Here is a 19,475-nt window from a genome sequence, read left to right on the forward strand (position 1 = left end):
GCTCGCCGGGCGGACAGTCGAGGCCGCGGACGTCCGACTTCGCGCCCGCCGGAAACCGTCCCCGGCTCCGAGTCCGCCCGGCCCCGGGCGTCCGAGGGTCACGGGCGCCCGGGCTTCACAGGCGTCCCGCCTCCACGATCCGCCTGAGGAAGCGCCGGGTGCGCTCCTGCCGCGGGTCCCCGAAGACCTGCTCGGGCGTGCCGCGCTCCAGGATCACGCCCCCCTCCAGGAAGCAGACCTGGTCCGAGACCTCACGGGCGAAGCCCATCTCGTGGGTGGCCAGGACCATGGTCATGCCGTCCGCCTTCATGTCACGGACGACGTTCAGCACCTCGCCCACCAGTTCGGGGTCCAGGGCGGCGGTGATCTCGTCCAGAAGGAGCAGTTTGGGGCGCACCGCCAAGGCGCGGACGATCGCGGCCCGTTGCTGCTGGCCACCGCTCAGCCTGTCCGGATATTCGGCCGCCTTGGCGCCGAGTCCGAGCCGTTCGAGCAGTTCACGTGCGTGTGCCTCGGCGTCCGCGCGGCTCACGCCGTGCACCCGGCGCGGGGCGAGGGTGATGTTCTCCAGGACGGTCATGTGAGGGAAGAGGTTGTACGCCTGGAAGACGACGCCGATCCGCCGGCGCACCGCGTCCTGGTCGGCCCGCGGGTCGGTGATCTCCTCGCCGTCCAGCCAGATCGCGCCGTCGTCGATCTCCTCCAGGAGGTTGGCGCAGCGCAGCAGCGTGGACTTGCCGGAGCCGGAGGCGCCGATCAGCGTGGTCACGGTGTGCGGGGCGACCTCCAGGTCGACGTTCCGCAGGACGACCGACTCGCCGAAGGTCTTGCGGACGGACTCCATCCGCAGCATCGGGCCGTCGGGGACGGGGGCCTGGCTCATACGATGCCTCCCTGGCTGCGGCGCCGGTCCATACGGGCGGTGACCCAGTCGGTGAAGCGCGTCATGGGGATGGTCAGGGCCACGAAGAGCAGCGCCGCGACGATGTACGCCGTGTAGTTGAGGCTGCGGCCCACGATGATGTCCGCGGAGCGCATCGCCTCCACCGCGCCGCCGATCGAGACGAGGCTGGTGTCCTTCTGCAGGGACACCATGTCGTTGAGGAGCGGCGGGACCTGGCGGCGGACGGCCTGTGGCAGCACCACATGGCGCAGGGTCTGCCGCGTGGTGAGGCCCAGTGAACGTGCCGCGGCCCGTTGCGAGGGGTGCACGGACTCGATGCCGGCGCGGACGACCTCGGCGACGTACGCCGAGTACGTCAGCACCAGTCCCGCACCGCCGAGCAGGACGGGGTCGTTGGTGACGCCCTGCAACTGGAGCGCCGGTACCCCGAACACGACGATCGACAGACAGATGATCAGCGGCAGACCGCGGAAGAAGTCGGTGTACGCGGTGGCGAGGGCGCGCACCGGCCAGTACATCGGTCCCCGCAGCGTACGCGCCACGGCTGTCAGCGTGCCGAGCACCAGCACCACGACGCCGCACACCACGAAGAGCCGGAGGTTCAGCCACAGGCCTTCGAGGACCTTCGGGAACGCCTCACGCGCGAACGACGCGTCGAAGAACGTCTCCTTCGTGCGCGGCCAGCCCGGCGCGTCGACGACGACGAGGTACAGCACCACGGCCGTGACGAGCGTGGAGAGCGCGGCCAGCGCCGCCGACCGGCGGGCCCGGCGGCGGTGGTGGCGCTCACGCTCGATCCTGCGCGGCGAGGGGACGTACGCCTCGTGCCCGTCGGTGGTGTCGCCGCCGGGCATCTCTCCGTCGGCGGCGTCCTCTCCCGACTCCTCCTTCGTCGCCGTCACTTGAGCACCGGGGCGTCGACGGCCTCGGACAGCCACTGCTTCTCGATCCTCGCGAGCGTGCCGTCCGCGCGCAGGGCGTCCACGGCCTTCGTCACGCAGGAGGTCAGGGCACTGCCCTTGTCGAGGACGAGTCCGAACTGCTCGGGCGTACCGCCCTGGTTCTCGAACTGTCCGACGATCCTCGCGTCGGTCACCTCGGCGGCCGTGATGTAGAAGGCGGTCGGCAGGTCGGTGACGATGGCGTCGACCTGGCCGTTCTTCAGCGCGGACTTGGCCTGGTCGTTCTTCGCGTAGGCGGCCGCCTTCTGGTCCGGCTTCACCACGTCGTCGATGTAGTTCAGGCTGGTGGTGCCGACCTGCGCGCCCAGCTTCAGGTCCTTGAGGTCCGCGAGGCTCGTCGCCCTGGCCGCCTTGGAGTTCTTCAGCGCGATGACGGCCTGGCGCACGTCGTAGTAGCCGGACGAGAAGTCCACGGCCCTCTTGCGCTCGGCGCTGATCGAAACCTGGTTGATGTCGAAGTCGAAGCTCTTCGCACCGGGCGCGAAGGCCTTGTTGAACGGCACGCTCTGCCAGACGACATCGCCGTCGGCGTAGCCGAGCTGCTTGGCCACGGCGTACGCCACCGCCGACTCGAAGCCCTTGCCGTTGGCGGGCTTGTCGTCCTTGAACCACGGCTCGTACGCGGGCTCGTCGGTCGCGATGGTGAGCTTGCCCGCGGCCTGGGTGCTCAACGAGCCCTTGGCGCAGGTCTCGGCGGTGCTCCCGGAAGCCTTGCCGGATGCCTTGTCCTCGGGCTGCGGGGCACAGCCCACGGCGAGGGCGAGCAGGGCGACGGTTCCGGCGGACGCGGCACGGCGCAGGGCGCGTTGGGGTCGATGCATGGCGGGAGAGTGGCAGCGAACCAGGTCGTTTGTCCAGGTCACAGCGGTAATTGTCCGCATGGTGGGAACGTGTGTTGCAGTCCCGTGAACACTTGCGTCACAACCCTCCGACGCACCCGACGCACCCGACGCGGTCGTCCGTTTCGCGCGGGCGTGCACGGCACTCCGTTCACGCGGTGCGGGGTGAGGTGCCCCGCGTGTGGGCTGCCCGGTTCACTCGGGGCGTGACCGAGGTGCCGCGCCCCGAGTGCCGGTCGCTCTCACGTTCACCAACCTCGCGCGTGCCACTCCGGCAGATGCAGGCGCTCAACGCCCAGCGTCGTGTCGTTGCCGTGGCCGGGGTACACCCACGTCTCGTCCGGCAGTACGTCGAAGATCCTCGTCTCGACGTCGTGGATGAGACGGGCGAAGGCCTCCGGGTTCTTGCGCGTGTTGCCCACACCCCCGGGGAACCTATGCGGTCAGAGCATCAGCGGCTTCGCCGGCTTCCTCCGACAGGGCCTCGACGCCGTCACCGCAGACCTCACCCTCCACTGGAGCTCAGGCATCGTCGAAGGCCGCGTCAACCTTGCAGATCGACCATCACGGAACTCCGGTCAGAGCCGGTAGCGGCCCATCACCTCCTCACGAGTGCGGCCGGACAGCGACAGGTAGGCCTTGTCGGCGTCGGCGAACACCAGGTCCGGGCCGAGCAGGGCGACGGCGCCTGGCAGGGCGTGAAAGACCGACTCGAAGTCGATGTCGGAAGTGCTCATACTCCACCTTCCCGGCGTGGGGCCCCGTGGTCCGCGAGTGCGTCTTCCCGCAGGTTTGGCGTGACGCGGAGGGTCCTGGTGAACCATGCGCCGTAGCGGTCGCCCAGGAAGGGAGCCGAGGCTCCGTGGAGCATGATGCTCAGGCCCACGGTCACGGCGATGACCTCGCTCAGCAAGGTCCCCCCGGGCAGGTGTTCTTCCAGGGCGAGCAGGCCGAACACCAGGGAAGCCAGCCCCCGCGGGCCGAACCAGCCGATGTACGCGACGGAGGCGGGGCGCAGGCCGGTGCCGGCCAGGGCGAGTGCGACGGGCAGCATCCGGATGACAGTCAGGCTGAGCAGCGCGTAGACGACCACGCGCCACGTCAGGTGCTCAAGTGTCGGTCCCAGGATGACCGCGCCGAAGACGAGGAAACTGAGCGAGGCGAGCAGGAGGCCGAGGCGTTCGGTGAAGCTGGTGCTCTGCGCGGGATCCGCGTCCTCAGGACGGACGCCCAGACCGGCGGGGGTGCGGCGCAGGTGGATGCCGAAGGCCAGACCGGCGACCCAGGCACCGATGAAGCCACTGCCCTCGCTCACGGCGCACAGGACGTATGCGATGACCGGGACGACGAGTACCAGGAACTGTCGCCAGTCGGAGCTGCTCCATCCCCTCATGAGCGACCAGCGCAACAGGCTCGCCCCGCCCCAGCCGGCCGCGACTCCGATCACGCTGCTCAGCAGTAACGCGCGCAGGAACGTGTCGGCGACGCCCGGATGGCCGTGGCCCTCGCCCGCCGCGGCGAGTGCCAGGACGAAGAACGGCAGGGCCAGGCCGTCGTTCAGACCGGATTCGATGGTCAGGCCGCCGCGGATCAGCGGGGGCACCCGCTTGTTGGAGAAGGCCTGCTGCCCGAGCGCGGCGTCCGTCGGCGCGAGGATGACGGCGGCCAGGGCCAGCTCCCACACGCCCAGGCCTGGCAACAGGGGCCAGGCCGCCAGCCATCCCAGAGCGATCGTGGCCGGCAGGCCGACCGCGAGCAGCCGCAGCGGCAGGAACTCCTCCCGGCGCAGGTCCCGGGACCTGATCCCCGCCGCGTCCGCGAACAACAGGAGTACCAGTGCGCTTTCGAGCAGTGTCCGCGTGACCTCGGGATCCTTCGCCCGGTCCAGCAGGTCCAGGCCCAGCGGGCCGATCGCCAGCCCGCACAGCATGAACACCAGCGGTCCCGAGAGCACCGTGGTTGACAAGCGCCGGGAGAGCGCCCCGTATCCGACGACCACAGCCCCGGCGACCATGACGGCCCAGCCGTTCATCCGTACTCCTCACACCAGGCACCTGTCGTCGCCGGGGCGACCGCGCCAGGGGGCGGGCGGCAGCATGCCGGGTCTCCCAGGGATGCCGTCCTGCCTCGCGCAGGGATGCGGAGTCTGACCCTATGGCGCTGTCGGGCGGGCCCAGGGGAACCCCGCTCCGAACCCGTTCAGCTCGGCCCGGTCGGCTCAACGAGCGGTGGTCGCACCGGGCCGGACGAGGGACGCCGACACGTGCCGCAGGAGGAGTGCGTCGAGGCGCTGGTGGACATCCCGAACGGCCACCGGTGGAGATCGCTCACCATTGACGGGCTGAGCCCGGCTGCTGGTCGGCGCCGCCCAGGCCTGGCGGCAGGAGCGCGCGTGGTTCGACATCCGGCCGGGCCTGCTGCTGGACGGCGTCGGCTGACCAGCGGCAGGCCCGGCCTGCGGGGCCCTTTTACCGGCGGGCCATGTGCATGCGCGTCTCGCTGGGGGCGTCCTCCGTCACGCTGACGTCAGCGACACGAACAGTCACGATCGCCTTCGGACCGTAAGCCCCGCCCCTTCCGCCGCGAGGCGCTACCAGCCTTCGTCATCGCTGACGCACGGGTGCGGCCCGGCCGTACAGAACCGGTCGACGTTGGACGGTTACCAGCCTCGTGCGTGCCACTCCGCGAGGTGGGGCCGCTCCGTGCCGAGGGTGGTGTCGTTGCCGTGGCCCGGGTAGATCCAGGTTTCGTCCGGGAGCACGAAGACCTTCGCCTCCAGGCCCGACATCAACGACTTGAAGTCCTCGGGGCGTGTTGTCCGTCCAGGACCCCCCGGGAAGAGGCAGTCGCCCGTGAACACGTGCGGGTGACCGTGCGGGTCGTCGTAGACGAGGGCGATCGAGCCCGGCGTGTGCCCGACCAGGTGGCGTGCGGTGAGTTCCACGTTGCCGACCTTGACCGTGTCGCCGTCCTGGAGGGGGACGTCCGTCGGTACCGGGATGCCGTCCGCGTCGTCCCTGCCCGCGTAGGTGCGCGCGCCCGTGGCGGCCACGACCTCGGTCAGCGCCTGCCAGTGGTCGCCGTGCTGATGGGTGGTCACGACGGACGCGATGCCGTCGTCGCCGATCAGGGTGAGCAGTGTCGAGGCGTCGTTCGCCGCGTCGATCAGAAGCTGCTCGTCGGTGGCCCGGCAGCGCAGCAGATACGCGTTGTTGTCCATGGGGCCGACCGCGACCTTGGAGATCATCAGGTCCTGCAGCTCGTGCACGTCGGCCGGGCCGCCGACCGTCACCGCTCCGCTGTACGTCATGACGGCAGCCTATAGCGGAGGCAGCGCCGGAAGCGGGCCGCCGCGTACCGTCAGCCCGGAGCCGTCGCGGCGGCCGCAGAGCCAGCCGAGCAGATCGGCCGCCGGGCCGTGGACCTCGACCGGTCCGCCCTCGGCGCCGCCGCCCGTGGTCCACTCCCGGCCGTCTCCGGCGTCCAGTGCCGTGGAGGGCACGTCCTTGTGGCCGGCGAACCGCTCCGCGAGGAAGTCGATCTCCCGGGTCACGAACTCCTCCGGCAGATCCTCCAGCTCGTACCCGATGCCCAGATCCACGTGGTGCAGGTCGACCTCGACCCAGCGCCGGAACGGCACCCGGGCCGCGGAGTCGGTGACCCCGTTGCGCAGCGCCACCGTGCGGGACCAGTCCGCGGGGGCGGCTCCCGTCCGAAGGAAGCGGGCCCCGCTCTCCCTCAGGTCCGCCAGCTGGGTCTCCAGGGGGCGCGGCGCGTCCCGTTCGATGTCGGCGTCCCGCGTGCTCGCGGAGGCGTACATGGGACGCCCCTCCAGGACGTTCACCAGGGCGTCGGCGTTGCGGGACAGGTGGGCGAGCACATGCCCGCGGTTCCAGCCGGGAAGCCGTGACGGCTCGGCCACGGCGGCGTTGTCCAGTTTGGTGACCGCGGTGAGCAGTCGTTCCGTCGCGTCACGTACAGACGCCAGGTCGCGCACATGATCCATCATGAGGTCGACCCTAGCCCCGCCACACGATCGGGTGAAGCTGGTCGGCCACCCCCGTAAATCGAATGCGCGTGCTATAGGCTCGACGGTGGCGTCGGGCATGCTGGATGGCCCGGGATTGTTGTGAACCAGCGAAAGCAACCGGCGCTGTCAGTGGCTCGCCCTAGTCTGAGATGACGGGGGCCCGCGGCCCCTGTCACTTCTCTGAAGAAAGGTACGGACCGGCGTGGCCGACCGTCTCATCGTCCGTGGAGCGCGCGAGCACAACCTGAAGAATGTCTCGCTCGACCTCCCGCGCGACTCGCTCATCGTCTTCACGGGCTTGTCGGGGTCGGGCAAGTCCTCCCTCGCCTTCGACACGATCTTCGCCGAGGGCCAGCGGCGCTACGTGGAGTCCCTGTCCTCGTACGCCCGGCAGTTCCTCGGCCAGATGGACAAGCCGGACGTGGACTTCATCGAGGGTCTCTCCCCGGCCGTCTCCATCGACCAGAAGTCGACCTCGCGCAACCCGCGCTCGACGGTCGGCACCATCACCGAGGTCTACGACTACCTGAGGCTGCTGTTCGCGCGCATCGGCAAGCCGCACTGCCCCGAGTGCCGCCGTCCCATCACGCGCCAGTCGCCGCAGGCCATCGTCGACAAGGTGCTGGAGCTCCCGGAGGGGAGCCGCTTCCAGGTCCTGTCGCCGCTGGTGCGCGAGCGCAAGGGAGAGTTCGTCGACCTCTTCGCCGACCTCCAGACCAAGGGGTACAGCCGTGCCCGGGTCGACGGCGAGACGATCCAGCTCAGCGAGCCGCCGACCCTGAAGAAGCAGGAGAAGCACACCATCGAGGTGGTCATCGACCGTCTCACGGTGAAGGACTCCGCCAAGCGCCGTCTCACCGACTCCGTGGAGACCGCCCTCGGCCTGGCCGGCGGCATGGTCGTGCTCGACTTCGTCGACCTCCCCGAGGACGACCCCGAGCGCGAGCGCATGTACTCGGAGCACCTGTACTGCCCGTACGACGATCTGTCCTTCGAAGAGCTGGAGCCCCGCTCCTTCTCCTTCAACTCGCCGTTCGGCGCCTGCCCCGAGTGCACGGGCATCGGCACGCGGATGGAGGTCGACCCCGAGCTGATCGTCCCGGACGAGGACAAGTCCCTCGACGAGGGCGCCATCCACGCCTGGTCGCACGGACACACCAAGGACTACTTCGGCCGGCTGATCGGCGCCCTCGCGGACGCGCTGGGCTTCCGGACCGACATCCCCTTCGCCGGGCTGCCGCAGCGCGCCAAGAAAGCCCTGCTCTACGGCCACAAGACGCAGATCGAGGTCCGCTACCGCAACCGGTACGGACGCGAGCGCGTGTACACCACGCCTTTCGAAGGGGCCGTCCCCTTCGTCAAGCGGCGCCACAGCGAGTCCGAGAGCGACGCCAGCCGCGAGCGCTTCGAGGGCTACATGCGCGAGGTGCCCTGTCCCACCTGTCAGGGCACGCGGCTGAAGCCGCTGGTCCTGGCGGTCACGGTCATGGAGAAGTCCATCGCCGAGGTCGCCGCCATGTCCATCAGCGACTGCGCGGACTTCCTCGGGAAGCTGAAGCTCAACGCGCGCGACAAGAAGATCGCCGAGCGCGTCCTGAAGGAGGTCAACGAACGGCTGCGCTTCCTGGTCGACGTGGGCCTCGACTATCTGTCGCTGAACCGCGCGGCCGGTACCCTCTCCGGCGGCGAGGCCCAGCGCATCCGTCTGGCCACCCAGATCGGTTCCGGACTCGTCGGCGTCCTGTACGTCCTCGACGAGCCCTCCATCGGTCTGCACCAGCGTGACAACCACCGGCTGATCGAGACCCTCGTCCGCCTCCGCGACATGGGCAACACGCTCATCGTCGTCGAGCACGACGAGGACACCATCAAGGTCGCCGACTGGGTCGTCGACATCGGCCCCGGCGCGGGCGAGCACGGCGGCAAGGTCGTGCACAGCGGCCCCTTGAAGGAACTGCTCGCCAACCCCGAGTCGATGACCGGCCAGTACCTGTCGCGCAAGAAGGAGATCCCGACCCCGGACGTCCGCCGTCCCGCCGACCCGGGCCGCAGGCTCACGGTGCACGGCGCCCGCGAGAACAACCTCCAGGACATCGACGTGTCCTTCCCGCTGGGCGTCCTCACCGCCGTCACCGGCGTTTCGGGTTCCGGCAAGTCGACACTGGTCAACGACATCCTGTACACGCACCTGGCCCGTGAGCTGAACGGCGCGAGGAACGTGCCGGGGCGCCACACGCGCGTGGACGGCGACGACCTCGTCGACAAGGTCGTGCACGTGGACCAGTCGCCCATCGGCCGCACGCCCCGCTCCAACCCGGCGACGTACACCGGTGTCTTCGATCATGTCCGCAAGCTGTTCGCCGAGACCACCGAGGCGAAGGTGCGGGGCTATCTGCCCGGCCGCTTCTCCTTCAACGTCAAGGGCGGCCGCTGCGAGAACTGCTCCGGCGACGGCACCATCAAGATCGAGATGAACTTCCTGCCGGACGTGTACGTCCCCTGCGAGGTCTGCCACGGAGCGCGCTACAACCGGGAGACCCTGGAGGTCCACTACAAGGGCAAGTCCATCTCCGAGGTCCTGGACATGCCGATCGAGGAGGCGCTCGGCTTCTTCGAGGCCGTGCCGGCGATCGCCCGTCACCTCAGGACGCTCAACGACGTCGGCCTCGGCTACGTCAGGCTCGGCCAGTCCGCGCCGACGCTGTCCGGCGGTGAGGCGCAGCGCGTCAAGCTCGCCAGCGAGCTCCAGAAGCGCTCCACCGGCCGCACCGTGTACGTCCTCGACGAGCCGACCACCGGACTGCACTTCGAGGACATCAGCAAGCTCATCACGGTGCTGTCCGGTCTGGTCGACAAGGGCAACACGGTCATCGTCATCGAGCACAACCTCGACGTCATCAAGACCGCGGACTGGGTCATCGACATGGGACCCGAGGGCGGCAACGGCGGCGGTCTCGTGATCGCCGAGGGCACCCCCGAGGAGGTCGCCGGCGTTCCGGCCAGCCACACGGGCAAGTTCCTGCGCGAGATCCTCGGCGCCGACAGGATCAGCGACGCCGCTCCCGTGAAGGCCCCGCGCAAGACGGCCGCCAAGAAGACGGTCGCCGCCGGGACGACGGCGAGGAAGATGGCCACCAAGACCGTCAACAGCACGGCCACAAAGAAGGCGGCCACTGCGAAGAAGACCGCCACGAAGGCGGCCGTCAAGAAGGTGACCCCCGAGAAGAAGACCACGCGGGCCCGAAAGGCCTGACCCGACCGGTCCGCTCCGCCGGACCGGTCGGCCATGTCGCGACGGACGGCGCCCCGCGGGAACTCCCCGCGGGGCGCCGTCCGTCGAGAACGCGACCGCACGCGGTTCGAGGACCGAGGGACGGCGGTCCGGTGTCCCTACAGGTCGCCGAGTTCGCGGGCGTACGGCGGCTCGGCTCCGGCGCGGGAGCAGGTGACGGCCGCCGCGCGGGCCGCGAAGCGCAGAAGCCCGGTCCAGCCCCGGGGGCCCAGCTCCGCCAGCGCGGTCGGGGACAGGGCGTCCCGGACGGAAAGGCCGTGCAGCAGTGCCGCGTTCACGGTGTCACCGGCGCCGATGGTGTCCACCACGTCCACCGGTTCGCCGGGCACGGAATGCACGGCGCCGTCCCGGGTGAACGCGGTCAGACCGTCACCGCCCTGGGTGATCACCACCGCCGAGGGGCCGGCGGCCAGCCACTCGAGCGGGGTGCCGCCGAGCCACCGGGCGTCCTCCTCGGACAGCTTGAGCAGCGACACCGACGGCAGCCAGCTCTTGAACCGGGCCCGGTAGGCGTCCGGGTCGGGGATCAGACCGGCGCGGATGTTCGGGTCGAGGGCCGTGAAGACGCCCTGCGCGGAGGCGGTCCGCATCAGCTCCTCGTACGCGCTCGCGCCCGGTTCCAGGACGAGTGAACAGGTCCCGAAGGACACCGCCCTTGCCCCGACGGGGAGCCGGCCCGGGGCGGTGAAGAGACGGTCCGCCGTGCCCTCGACGTAGAAGGAGTAAGCGGCCGAGCCGTCCGCCCCGACCGTGGCGACGGCCAGCGTCGTCGGTTCACCCCCGCGCTGTACGGACGACACGTCGACGCCGGCGTCCACGAGTCCGTCGAGGAGGGCCTCGCCGAACGCGTCGCGGGAGACGCGGGAGCAGAAGGCGGTGGCCGAGCCGAGACGGCCGAGCGCCACCGCCGTGTTGTAAGGGCCGCCGCCCAGGCGAGGCAGCAGTTCTGCCAGGGCGCCGGAGTCCTGCGGCACCAGATCGATCAAAGCCTCACCGGCGACGACGATCACGACTCGGGTCCTTTCCTCGGTATCCCGGTCCCGGGACTCTCGGTGTGTGCGACGCCTTCGGGGCAGCCGCACGAGGTGCGGTGGACGAAGGCGGAGGGAAGCCGGACGGTGCGGCACTCCAGGTGCGGGGACGCCAGCCGTTCCAGGAGCAGCCGGACGGCCGTGGCGCCGATCTCCTTGCTCGGCTGGGCGATCACGGTGAGCCGTGGTGTGAACAGATCCGCCCAGGAGAAGTCGTCGAAGCAGCACAGGGCCAGGTCCCCGGGCACGGACAGACCCCGGTCGCGCAGGGCCCGGAGCGCACCGACGGTCATGGCGTTGTCGCCGGTGACGAGCGCGCCCGGCGGCGCCCCGAGCGACAACAGCCGGTGGGTGGCCTCCTCGGCCGCCTCCGTCCGGGAGCCGCCGTGCGCCACGAGCCGTTCGTCGTAGGGGAGCCCGGCCCGCGCGAGGCCGTGCCGGTAGCCGGTGATCCGTTCCGCGGTGGTACTGAGTCCGGGCAGGCCCGCGACCAGCCCGATACGCCGGTGCCCTCGCTCGGCGAGGTGGGTCACCAGGCTCGCCATGGGCGCGGTGTTCTCGGAGCAGACCTGGTCGTAGTGGAAGCCGCTTCCGGCGGGAGCGTCCACGAGCCGGTCCAGGAGGACGGTGGGTACGTCGTGCTGCTCGAGGTAGCGCAGGAGCGCGTCGGGAGCCGCCGACGGCGCGATGATCATTCCGTCCACGCGCCGTTCGTGCAGCAGCCGGACGACTTTGCGCTCGTGCCCGGGGTCGTCGTGCGGATCGGCGATCAGCAGGCCGTAGCCGTGCTCCAGGGCCCCGGCCTCGACGCCCTGGAGGATCTCCGTGAAGTAGGGGTTGCTGATCGCCGACACCGCGAGGCCGATGGACCGCGTACGGGAGGTGACGAGTGAACGGGCGAGTGTGTTGGGCGTGTAGCCCAGCTCGTCGATCGCGTCGAGAACGGCCTGGCGTGTCACGGGCAGCACCGGGCGGGTGCGGTTGAGGACGTGCGAGACGGTCGCGATGGACACGCCCGCCCGCCGGGCCACATCGGCCATCGTCGCCATGCCGCTCCTTCCCGGGTCCCGGTCGCCGACCGTGAAGAAGCCCCGGTGCCGGCCGGCGGACGGAACCGGGACGCCGGTCCGCGAACCGAACACCTTGATGCCGCTCCCCGAACGGACGCGGTCGCTCGCGGGTGAACGTATCTCATCCGGCTCACTCGCGTAAACGCTTACGCATGCGTTTGCGCAAGCGTTTACGTCCGGGGTCGCGCGGGCCGACCCGTGACGAGCGGGACGATCTGTGCCGGTACGGTCGGTGCGCGGTCTCCTTGCCGTGTTCAGCCCCGTCGCCGTCGGGCGAGTGTCCGCCGGCGCCCCGACCAGTGGAGATGCCATGTCCGGCCGTCCGTCCGCGAGCCGTCGTACCGTCCTGCGGGGAGCGGCGCTCACCCCGGTCGCCGGGCTCGGCCTCGCCGCGTGCTCCGGCAGCGGCGGTGGTGGTGGGACCCCCGCCACGCCGACCGCTCCCGTCGTCCTCGGTTCGGGGAGCGAGGTCTCCAAGGGGGGTGCTCAGCTCTACGAGGACCACAACGTCGTGGTCAGCCGCGCCGGGGACGGTTCACTCAAGGCGTTCAGCTCGATCTGCACCCACGCGGGGTGCGCCATCAACAAGCTGCAGGGCACGACCCTCGTGTGCCCGTGTCACGGCAGCGAGTTCGACGCCGGGACCGGCAAGGTGCTGCGGGCGCCGGCCACCGTGCCGCTCCACGAGCTGTCCGTCGAGGAGAAGAACGGGAACATCGTCGCGGGGCCGGGCGCCTGAGCCCGGGTGCGGTCGCCGGCCCGGCCGGGTCCGCACCCGGGCGGGCGGTCACTCCCAGTCCCAGCCGATCCCGACGATCCCGGACCGCACGCGCGGCTCGACCAGGTGCACCGAGCGGTGGTGACCGCTCAGCGGCAGCTCCTGCCGGCCGCTGCGGGGCGCGGCGGCCGAGTGCTGGGTGAAGCGGTGACAGCGCACCGGCAGCGCGTTCTCGGTGAAGTGCACCTGGAGCGCGTACTGTCCGCCCGCGAAGCCGAAGCCCCGGACGTACTCGCTGGACGTCCCGGCCGTGCCGTCCTCGAAGGCGTAGCGGAAGAGGAACGTCTCGCCTGCCCGCAGTCGGGTGTCGAAGAGCAGTTCGGCGACGAGTACGCCGGTGTCGCGGTGCCAGCGCACCCGGCCCGTACGGCAGTTCTCCAGGGCCCGGACCGTCGTCCGCTCCGGTGCGCATCCGGGGTCGCCGTGGTGGATGGCCACATAGCGGTCCACGCCGTCCTTGTGTGCGCGCACTATGTGGTGCGACTCACGGCCCAGCAGTTCGCGACGGGCGCCTATGCGCACCCGCTCGTGATGGCCGAGCGTGTGCAGACCGCCGTCGAGCGGGGACTCCAGTTCGGCCAGCAGCCGTTCCAGGACACCGGAGGCCTCCACGAGGGAACGGTAGGAACGCCCCGTGGGACGTTCCGGATCCGAGCGCTCCTCGGCCTCGGCCAGCAGCCTGATCAGGGACTCGTCGGGAAGCTGGAGTATCTCCTCCAGGGCGCGGACCGCCCGCAGCGACTCGGGGCGCTGGGGGCGGCGGGCGCCCTGCTGCCAGTAGCTCAGGCTCGTCACCCCGACTCTGACGCCGTATCGCGACAGATGGTGCTGCACGCGCTGCAGCGGCAGCCCGCGGGCGGTGATCGCCGCGCGCAGTGCGACGTGGAAGGGGCCGCCCCGCAGGGCCGTTTCCAGTTCCGTCGTGGCGACGTCCGCGTGCTGTGTGCGGGTGCGCATGCAGGGGCCTTTCTGTGGATGTTCACCACGGCTGGTCAGACCGTGGGAGCGGTTCATCGGCGCCACCCGGTGGGCGCGCGGGGGCCGTACACGCGCGGGTTTCGCCGTTCACGCCCCGAGTTCCCCCGCATTGAAGCGTGTTGACCAAGTCCCGACAACACCTGATGCTCAACATGGCTCACCGCAGCCCCCCGGACGCGCTCCGTCCCTTCCCGACCCTCACCGGGGAGCCCGGTACGACGCGACCCCGGTGGCCGGAAACGACGCATCCCGGGTGCCGCGCGGAGAGCACGGGGACGATCGTCGCGGGAGCCCTCACCGCGCTCGTCCTGAGCGTCCCGCGGGGCCCGCGCCGACGCCGCGGCCGGCTCCGCGAGGTTTTCCACAGGCGTACCGGGAGCCGACCGCGCTGTCGGCCCGCGCCAGTAGGGTGTGTGACATGGCCGATCCCTCCAGCTACCGCCCCAAGCCGGGACAGATCCCGGACTCTCCCGGGGTGTACAAATTCCGCGACGAGCACCGCCGGGTGATCTACGTCGGAAAGGCGAAGAGCCTGCGTCAGCGCCTGGCGAGCTACTTCCAGGACCTGGCGAATCTCCACCCGCGCACCCGCACGATGGTCACCACGGCCGCGTCGGTGGAGTGGACGGTCGTGTCCACGGAGGTCGAGGCCCTTCAGCTGGAGTACTCCTGGATCAAGGAGTACGACCCCCGGTTCAACGTCAAGTACCGCGACGACAAGAGCTACCCCTACCTCGCCGTGACGATGAACGAGGAGTTCCCGCGCGTGCAGGTGATGCGCGGCCACAAGAAGAAGGGCGTGCGCTACTTCGGTCCCTACGGGCACGCGTGGGCCATCCGCGACACCGTCGACCTGCTGCTGCGCGTCTTCCCGGTCCGCACCTGCTCCGCCGGTGTCTTCAAGAACGCCTCCCGCACCGGCCGGCCCTGCCTCCTCGGTTACATCGGCAAGTGCTCCGCCCCCTGCGTCGGCAGGGTCTCGCCCGAGGAGCACCGCGGGCTGGCCGAGGAGTTCTGCGACTTCATGGCGGGCCGTACGGGGACGTACATCCGTCGGCAGGAACAGCAGATGATGCAGGCCGCCGAGGAGATGGAGTACGAGCGGGCGGCCCGGCTGCGCGACGACATCGACGCACTGAAGAAGGCCATGGAGAAGAGCGCGGTCGTCCTCGCGGACGCGACCGACGCCGACCTCATGGCCGTCGCCGAGGACGAGCTGGAAGCCGCGGTCCAGATCTTCCATGTGCGCGGCGGACGCGTGCGCGGACAGCGCGGCTGGGTCACGGACAAGGTGGAGGCCGTCACCACGGGTGACCTCGTCGAGCACGCGCTCCAGCAGCTCTACGGCGAGGAGAAGGGCGACTCCGTTCCCAAGGAAGTGCTCGTCCCGGCGCTGCCCGAACCGGTGGAACCCGTTCAGGAATGGCTCACCGCCCGCCGCGGATCGAACGTGTCGCTCCGCATACCGCAGCGTGGCGACAAGAAGGCGCTCATGGAGACCGTGCAGCGCAACGCGCTCCAGGCGCTCGCCCTGCACAAGACCAGGCGTGCCTCCGACCTGACCACGCGCTCGCGCGCCCTGGAGGAGATCGCCGAGGCGCTCGGCCTGGACAGCGCGCCGCTGCGGGTCGAGTGCTACGACATCTCGCACCTCCAGGGCGACGACGTGGTGGCCTCGATGGTCGTCTTCGAGGACGGGCTCCAGCGCAAGAGCGAGTACCGGCGCTTCCAGATCAAGGGCTTCGCCGGCCAGGACGACGTCCGCTCCATGCACGAGGTGATCACCCGCCGCTTCAAGCGCTACCTCGTCGAGAAGGAGAAGACGGGGGAGTGGACGGACGGCGCGGACGCCGCGTCGGGGGCCTCGGAGCCGTCGGCCGACGCGAACCCCCTCTCCGGGAGCACCTTCCCGGAGGACGACGGCCGGCCCAAGCGCTTCGCCTACCCCCCTCAGCTCGTCGTCGTCGACGGTGGCCGGCCGCAGGTCGCCGCCGCCCAGCGGGCCCTTGACGAACTCGGCATCGACGACATCGCCGTCTGCGGGCTCGCCAAGCGCCTGGAGGAGGTGTGGCTGCCCGGCGAGGACGACCCCGTGGTCCTGCCGCGCAGCAGTGAGGGCCTGTATCTCCTCCAGCGGGTGCGGGACGAGGCCCACCGCTTCGCGATCACCTACCAGCGCGCCAAGCGGGCCAAACGCTTCAGGTCGGGCCCTCTGGACGACGTGCCGGGCCTGGGCGAGTCCCGCAAGCAGGCACTGATCAAGCACTTCGGCTCCGTGAAGAGGCTCCGGTCCGCGACGATCGACCAGATCTGCGAGGTCCCCGGCGTGGGGCGCAAGACGGCGGAGACCATCGCCGTGGCTCTCGCCCAGGCCGCTCCCGCGGTACCGGCCGTGAACACGGCCACCGGAGAGATCATGGAGGACGACGAAGACGCGGCGCCCGGGACGACGGCGGGCCCCGCGGAGGAGCCCGTGACCGCGGGCGCCTCGGACGAGCGACGGGGGCAGGAGACATGACCGAGAACGACGCGCGCGAAGAGGAACGTCCGGCGCAGGGCCGGGACACACACAGCGGGACAGGCGAGGATCACGCGGAGCGTGAAGCGCCCCAGGAAGACGGAGCACAGGTGGGTACGGGCATCGAGACAGCCGGGGCGGGAGTCCCGGACGCCGTCATTCCCGAGCTGGTGATCATCTCCGGCATGTCCGGAGCAGGCCGGTCCACGGCCGCCAAGTGTCTGGAGGACCTCGGCTGGTTCGTCGTCGACAACCTGCCGCCCGCCCTGATCCCCACCATGGTGGAGCTCGGTGCCCGTTCCCAGGGCAACGTGGCACGGATCGCCGTCGTCGTCGACGTGCGCGGCCGGCGGTTCTTCGACAACCTCCGCGAATCCCTCGCCGACCTGGAGTCCCGCAACGTCACCCGGCGGATCGTCTTCCTGGAGTCCTCCGACGAGGCCTTGGTGCGCCGCTTCGAGTCGGTGCGCCGGCCGCACCCCCTCCAGGGCGACGGCCGGATCGTGGACGGGATCGACGCCGAGCGCGAGCTGCTGCGCGAGCTGCGCGGTGACGCCGACCTGGTCATCGACACCTCCAGCCTGAACGTGCACGAGCTGCGCGCCAAGATGGACGCCCAGTTCGCGGGCGAGGAGGAGCCCGAGCTGCGGGCCACCGTCATGTCCTTCGGCTTCAAGTACGGCCTGCCGGTCGACGCCGACCTGGTCGTGGACATGCGCTTCCTGCCCAACCCGCACTGGGTCCCCGAGCTGCGCCCCTTCACCGGCCTGAACGAAGAGGTCTCGGCGTACGTCTTCAACCAGCCCGGCGCCAAGGAGTTCCTCGACCGCTACTCCGAGCTGCTCCAGCTCATCGCCGCCGGTTACCGGCGCGAGGGCAAGCGCTACGTGACCATCGCGGTCGGCTGCACCGGCGGCAAGCACCGCTCGGTGGCGACCGCGGAGAAGCTCGCCGCCCGCCTCGCCTCCCAGGGCGTGGAGACCGTGCTCGTGCACAGGGACATGGGGCGCGAGTGACCGGACGTACTTCCCTGCGGCTGAGCCGGCTGCGCCGGGAGACTCCCGGGAACCGAGCCGGCCAGCCGGCCGCGGCGCGCGGTGCCAAGCCGCGCCGCCGCGGTACGCAGCCCAAGGTCGTCGCCCTCGGCGGCGGCATGGGGCTGTCCGCCTCGCTCGCCGCGCTGCGCCGGATCACCGGCGACCTCACCGCCGTCGTCACCGTGGCCGACGACGGCGGCTCCAGCGGGCGGCTGCGCGACGAGCTGGGCGTCCTGCCGCCCGGTGATCTGCGCAAGGCCCTGGCGGCGCTGTGCGGCGACGACGACTGGGGCCAGACCTGGGCCCGCGTCATCCAGCACCGCTTCCAGTCCAAGGGCGAACTGCACGAACACGCGGTCGGCAATCTGCTGATCGTCGCGCTGTGGGAGCAGCTCGGCGACCATGTCCAGGCACTCGACCTGGTCGGCAAGCTGCTCGGCGCGCACGGCCGGGTGCTGCCCATGTCCGCCGTGCCCCTGGAGCTCCAGGCCCTGGTCAAGGGACACGACCCCGACCGGCCCGACGCGATCGGCACCATCCGGGGCCAGGCGAACGTGGCGCTCACCCCCGGCGAGGTCCAGTCCGTGCACGTCGTACCGCACGATCCGCCGGCCGTGCCCGAGGCCGTGGCCGCGGTCCTCGACGCGGACTGGGTGGTGCTCGGCCCCGGCTCCTGGTTCTCGTCGGTCATTCCGCATCTTCTGGTGCCCGAGCTTCTGGACGCACTGAGCCAGACCCGGGCGCGCCGGGTACTCTCCCTGAACCTCGCACCGCAGCCCGGAGAAACCGAAGGCTTCTCCCCGCAGCGTCATTTGGAGGTTTTGGGGCGACACGCCCCTAAACTCGCCCTGGACGTGGTGCTGGCCGACGAGGCCGCCGTGCCCGACCGCGAATCTCTCGCCGACGCCGCCCAGCGGTTCGGTGCCGCGGTCGAGCTGGCGCCGGTGGCCAGGACCGACGGATCTCCGCGGCACGATCCGGAGCTGTTGGCCGCCGCGTACGACCGTATTTTTCGGATGCATGGAAGGATCGGCCCATGGCGATGACGGCAGCGGTGAAGGATGAGATCTCCCGGCTTCCCGTCACCCGGACCTGCTGCAGGAAGGCGGAGGTCTCCGCCGTCCTGCGGTTCGCCGGCGGCCTTCACCTGGTGAGCGGCCGGATCGTGATCGAGGCGGAGCTGGACACCGCGATGGCGGCGCGCCGGCTGAAGCGGGACATTCTGGAGATCTTCGGCCACAGTTCCGAACTGATCGTGATGGCACCCGGCGGACTGCGCCGCGGGTCGCGCTATGTGGTGCGTGTCGTCGCGGGCGGTGACCAGCTGGCCCGGCAGACAGGGCTCGTGGACGGGCGTGGACGCCCGATCCGCGGACTGCCGCCGCAGGTGGTCTCGGGGGCCACCTGCGATGCCGAGGCGGCCTGGCGCGGGGCCTTCCTGGCCCACGGCTCGCTCACCGAGCCCGGCCGTTCCTCGTCCCTCGAGGTGACCTGCCCGGGGCCGGAGGCCGCGCTCGCGCTGGTCGGTGCCGCCCGCAGGCTGTCGATCGCGGCGAAGGCCCGCGAGGTGCGCGGTGTGGACCGGGTGGTCGTCCGCGACGGCGACGCGATCGGCGCACTGCTGACCCGCCTCGGCGCGCACGAGTCGGTGCTGGCCTGGGAGGAGCGGCGGATGCGCCGTGAGGTCCGCGCCACGGCGAACCGGCTCGCCAACTTCGACGACGCCAACCTGCGCCGCTCGGCGCGTGCCGCCGTCGCCGCCGGTGCCCGCGTCCAGCGCGCCCTGGAGATCCTCGCGGACGAGGTGCCGGAGCATCTCGCCGCCGCCGGGCGGCTGCGCATGGAGCACAAGCAGGCTTCCCTGGAGGAGCTGGGCGCGCTCGCCGACCCGCCGCTGACCAAGGACGCCGTCGCGGGCCGTATCCGCCGGCTGCTGGCGATGGCCGACAAGCGGGCGCAGGACCTCGGGATCCCCGGGACGGAGTCGAGCCTGTCCGAGGAGATGGCGGACAACCTCGCGGGCTGACCGGGATCCG

16 protein-coding genes and 1 pseudogene are annotated in these 19,475 nt (G+C 70.8%); 6 read left to right on the forward strand and 11 right to left on the reverse strand.

Annotated elements, in window-relative coordinates:
• Positions 1–115 precede the first annotated feature (115 nt).
• From OG780_RS30915 to OG780_RS30950, 8 genes and pseudogenes are all read right to left on the reverse strand, one after another.
• The gene (locus tag OG780_RS30915) at positions 116–883 is read right to left on the reverse strand and encodes an amino acid ABC transporter ATP-binding protein (RefSeq protein ID WP_328453688.1); all 768 of its coding nucleotides are present in this window, start codon (positions 881–883) and stop codon (positions 116–118) included.
• A complete protein-coding gene (locus tag OG780_RS30920) occupies positions 880–1,806 on the reverse strand; it encodes an amino acid ABC transporter permease (RefSeq protein WP_328453690.1) in 927 nt (308 codons plus the stop codon). The genes OG780_RS30915 and OG780_RS30920 overlap by 4 nt, the downstream gene beginning before the upstream one ends.
• The gene (locus OG780_RS30925) at positions 1,803–2,687 is read right to left on the reverse strand and encodes an ABC transporter substrate-binding protein (protein WP_328453692.1); all 885 of its coding nucleotides are present in this window, start codon (positions 2,685–2,687) and stop codon (positions 1,803–1,805) included. Before OG780_RS30925 ends, OG780_RS30920 begins: the two co-directional genes overlap by 4 nt.
• Before the next feature lie 266 nt (positions 2,688–2,953).
• Positions 2,954–3,139: pseudogene (locus OG780_RS30930) on the reverse strand (MBL fold metallo-hydrolase); the annotation flags it as partial.
• Between the two features lie 144 nt (positions 3,140–3,283).
• Positions 3,284–3,442, reverse strand: coding sequence for a PAS domain-containing protein (locus tag OG780_RS30935; protein ID WP_328453694.1), 159 nt, complete (start codon positions 3,440–3,442; stop codon positions 3,284–3,286).
• Positions 3,439–4,737 (reverse strand): cation:proton antiporter, encoded by a 1,299-nt coding sequence (locus OG780_RS30940; RefSeq protein WP_328453696.1) that lies wholly within the window; start codon positions 4,735–4,737, stop codon positions 3,439–3,441. The genes OG780_RS30935 and OG780_RS30940 overlap by 4 nt, the downstream gene beginning before the upstream one ends.
• A gap of 627 nt (positions 4,738–5,364) precedes the next feature.
• A complete protein-coding gene (locus OG780_RS30945) occupies positions 5,365–6,015 on the reverse strand; it encodes an MBL fold metallo-hydrolase (protein ID WP_328453698.1) in 651 nt (216 codons plus the stop codon).
• A gap of 9 nt (positions 6,016–6,024) precedes the next feature.
• Complete coding sequence (locus OG780_RS30950; protein ID WP_328453700.1) at positions 6,025–6,714, reverse strand: maleylpyruvate isomerase family mycothiol-dependent enzyme; 690 nt, start codon at positions 6,712–6,714, stop codon at positions 6,025–6,027.
• A 223-nt stretch (positions 6,715–6,937) separates the two neighbouring features.
• On the opposite strand from OG780_RS30950, the gene uvrA reads away from it, so the two are divergent.
• Positions 6,938–9,988, forward strand: a complete 3,051-nt coding sequence (gene uvrA / locus OG780_RS30955) for an excinuclease ABC subunit UvrA (RefSeq protein WP_328453702.1) — start codon at positions 6,938–6,940, stop codon at positions 9,986–9,988.
• Positions 9,989–10,125: 137 nt separating this feature from the next.
• Here the strand turns inward: uvrA and OG780_RS30960 are convergent, their stop codons facing one another.
• A complete protein-coding gene (locus OG780_RS30960; RefSeq protein ID WP_328453704.1) occupies positions 10,126–11,037 on the reverse strand; it encodes a carbohydrate kinase family protein in 912 nt (303 codons plus the stop codon).
• The gene (locus OG780_RS30965; protein ID WP_328453706.1) at positions 11,034–12,107 is read right to left on the reverse strand and encodes a LacI family DNA-binding transcriptional regulator; all 1,074 of its coding nucleotides are present in this window, start codon (positions 12,105–12,107) and stop codon (positions 11,034–11,036) included. Before OG780_RS30965 ends, OG780_RS30960 begins: the two co-directional genes overlap by 4 nt.
• Positions 12,108–12,438: 331 nt before the next feature.
• Here OG780_RS30965 and OG780_RS30970 point away from each other — a divergent pair, with 331 nt between their 5' ends.
• Positions 12,439–12,867 carry a Rieske (2Fe-2S) protein gene (locus OG780_RS30970; protein WP_328453708.1) on the forward strand — a complete coding sequence of 143 codons (429 nt, stop codon included), beginning with the start codon at positions 12,439–12,441 and terminating at the stop codon, positions 12,865–12,867.
• A gap of 48 nt (positions 12,868–12,915) precedes the next feature.
• Here OG780_RS30970 and OG780_RS30975 read toward each other — a convergent pair whose 3' ends face one another.
• Complete coding sequence (locus OG780_RS30975) at positions 12,916–13,863, reverse strand: hypothetical protein (RefSeq protein ID WP_328453710.1); 948 nt, start codon at positions 13,861–13,863, stop codon at positions 12,916–12,918.
• Between the two features lie 439 nt (positions 13,864–14,302).
• On the opposite strand from OG780_RS30975, the gene uvrC reads away from it, so the two are divergent.
• From uvrC to whiA, 4 genes are read left to right on the forward strand one after another with little or no spacing between them, the layout of a single operon-like run.
• A complete protein-coding gene (uvrC, locus tag OG780_RS30980; RefSeq protein ID WP_328453712.1) occupies positions 14,303–16,402 on the forward strand; it encodes an excinuclease ABC subunit UvrC in 2,100 nt (699 codons plus the stop codon).
• Complete coding sequence (gene rapZ / locus OG780_RS30985) at positions 16,399–17,418, forward strand: RNase adapter RapZ (RefSeq protein WP_328453714.1); 1,020 nt, start codon at positions 16,399–16,401, stop codon at positions 17,416–17,418. Before uvrC ends, rapZ begins: the two co-directional genes overlap by 4 nt.
• Positions 17,415–18,485 (forward strand): gluconeogenesis factor YvcK family protein, encoded by a 1,071-nt coding sequence (locus OG780_RS30990; protein ID WP_328453716.1) that lies wholly within the window; start codon positions 17,415–17,417, stop codon positions 18,483–18,485. The genes rapZ and OG780_RS30990 overlap by 4 nt, the downstream gene beginning before the upstream one ends.
• Complete coding sequence (gene whiA / locus OG780_RS30995) at positions 18,476–19,465, forward strand: DNA-binding protein WhiA (protein ID WP_328453718.1); 990 nt, start codon at positions 18,476–18,478, stop codon at positions 19,463–19,465. Before OG780_RS30990 ends, whiA begins: the two co-directional genes overlap by 10 nt.
• The last annotated feature ends 10 nt before the right edge of the window (positions 19,466–19,475 follow it).

This window comes from Streptomyces sp. NBC_00386, from assembly GCF_036063235.1.
Taxonomy (GTDB): Bacteria; Actinomycetota; Actinomycetes; order Streptomycetales; family Streptomycetaceae; genus Streptomyces.

Bases quoted from the DNA above. Each gene is read 5' to 3' on its own strand.
- OG780_RS30965 (WP_328453706.1), bottom strand. From the start codon at position 12,107: ATGGCGACGATGGCCGATGTGGCCCGGCGGGCGGGCGTGTCCATCGCG.
- OG780_RS30925 (WP_328453692.1), bottom strand. From the start codon at position 2,687: ATGCATCGACCCCAACGCGCCCTGCGCCGTGCCGCGTCCGCCGGAACC.
- OG780_RS30935 (WP_328453694.1), bottom strand. From the start codon at position 3,442: ATGAGCACTTCCGACATCGACTTCGAGTCGGTCTTTCACGCCCTGCCA.
- OG780_RS30945 (WP_328453698.1), bottom strand. From the start codon at position 6,015: ATGACGTACAGCGGAGCGGTGACGGTCGGCGGCCCGGCCGACGTGCAC.
- OG780_RS30970 (WP_328453708.1), top strand. From the start codon at position 12,439: ATGTCCGGCCGTCCGTCCGCGAGCCGTCGTACCGTCCTGCGGGGAGCG.
- rapZ (WP_328453714.1), top strand. From the start codon at position 16,399: ATGACCGAGAACGACGCGCGCGAAGAGGAACGTCCGGCGCAGGGCCGG.
- OG780_RS30975 (WP_328453710.1), bottom strand. From the start codon at position 13,863: ATGCGCACCCGCACACAGCACGCGGACGTCGCCACGACGGAACTGGAA.
- whiA (WP_328453718.1), top strand. From the start codon at position 18,476: ATGGCGATGACGGCAGCGGTGAAGGATGAGATCTCCCGGCTTCCCGTC.
- OG780_RS30950 (WP_328453700.1), bottom strand. From the start codon at position 6,714: ATGATGGATCATGTGCGCGACCTGGCGTCTGTACGTGACGCGACGGAA.
- OG780_RS30940 (WP_328453696.1), bottom strand. From the start codon at position 4,737: ATGAACGGCTGGGCCGTCATGGTCGCCGGGGCTGTGGTCGTCGGATAC.
- uvrC (WP_328453712.1), top strand. From the start codon at position 14,303: ATGGCCGATCCCTCCAGCTACCGCCCCAAGCCGGGACAGATCCCGGAC.
- OG780_RS30915 (WP_328453688.1), bottom strand. From the start codon at position 883: ATGAGCCAGGCCCCCGTCCCCGACGGCCCGATGCTGCGGATGGAGTCC.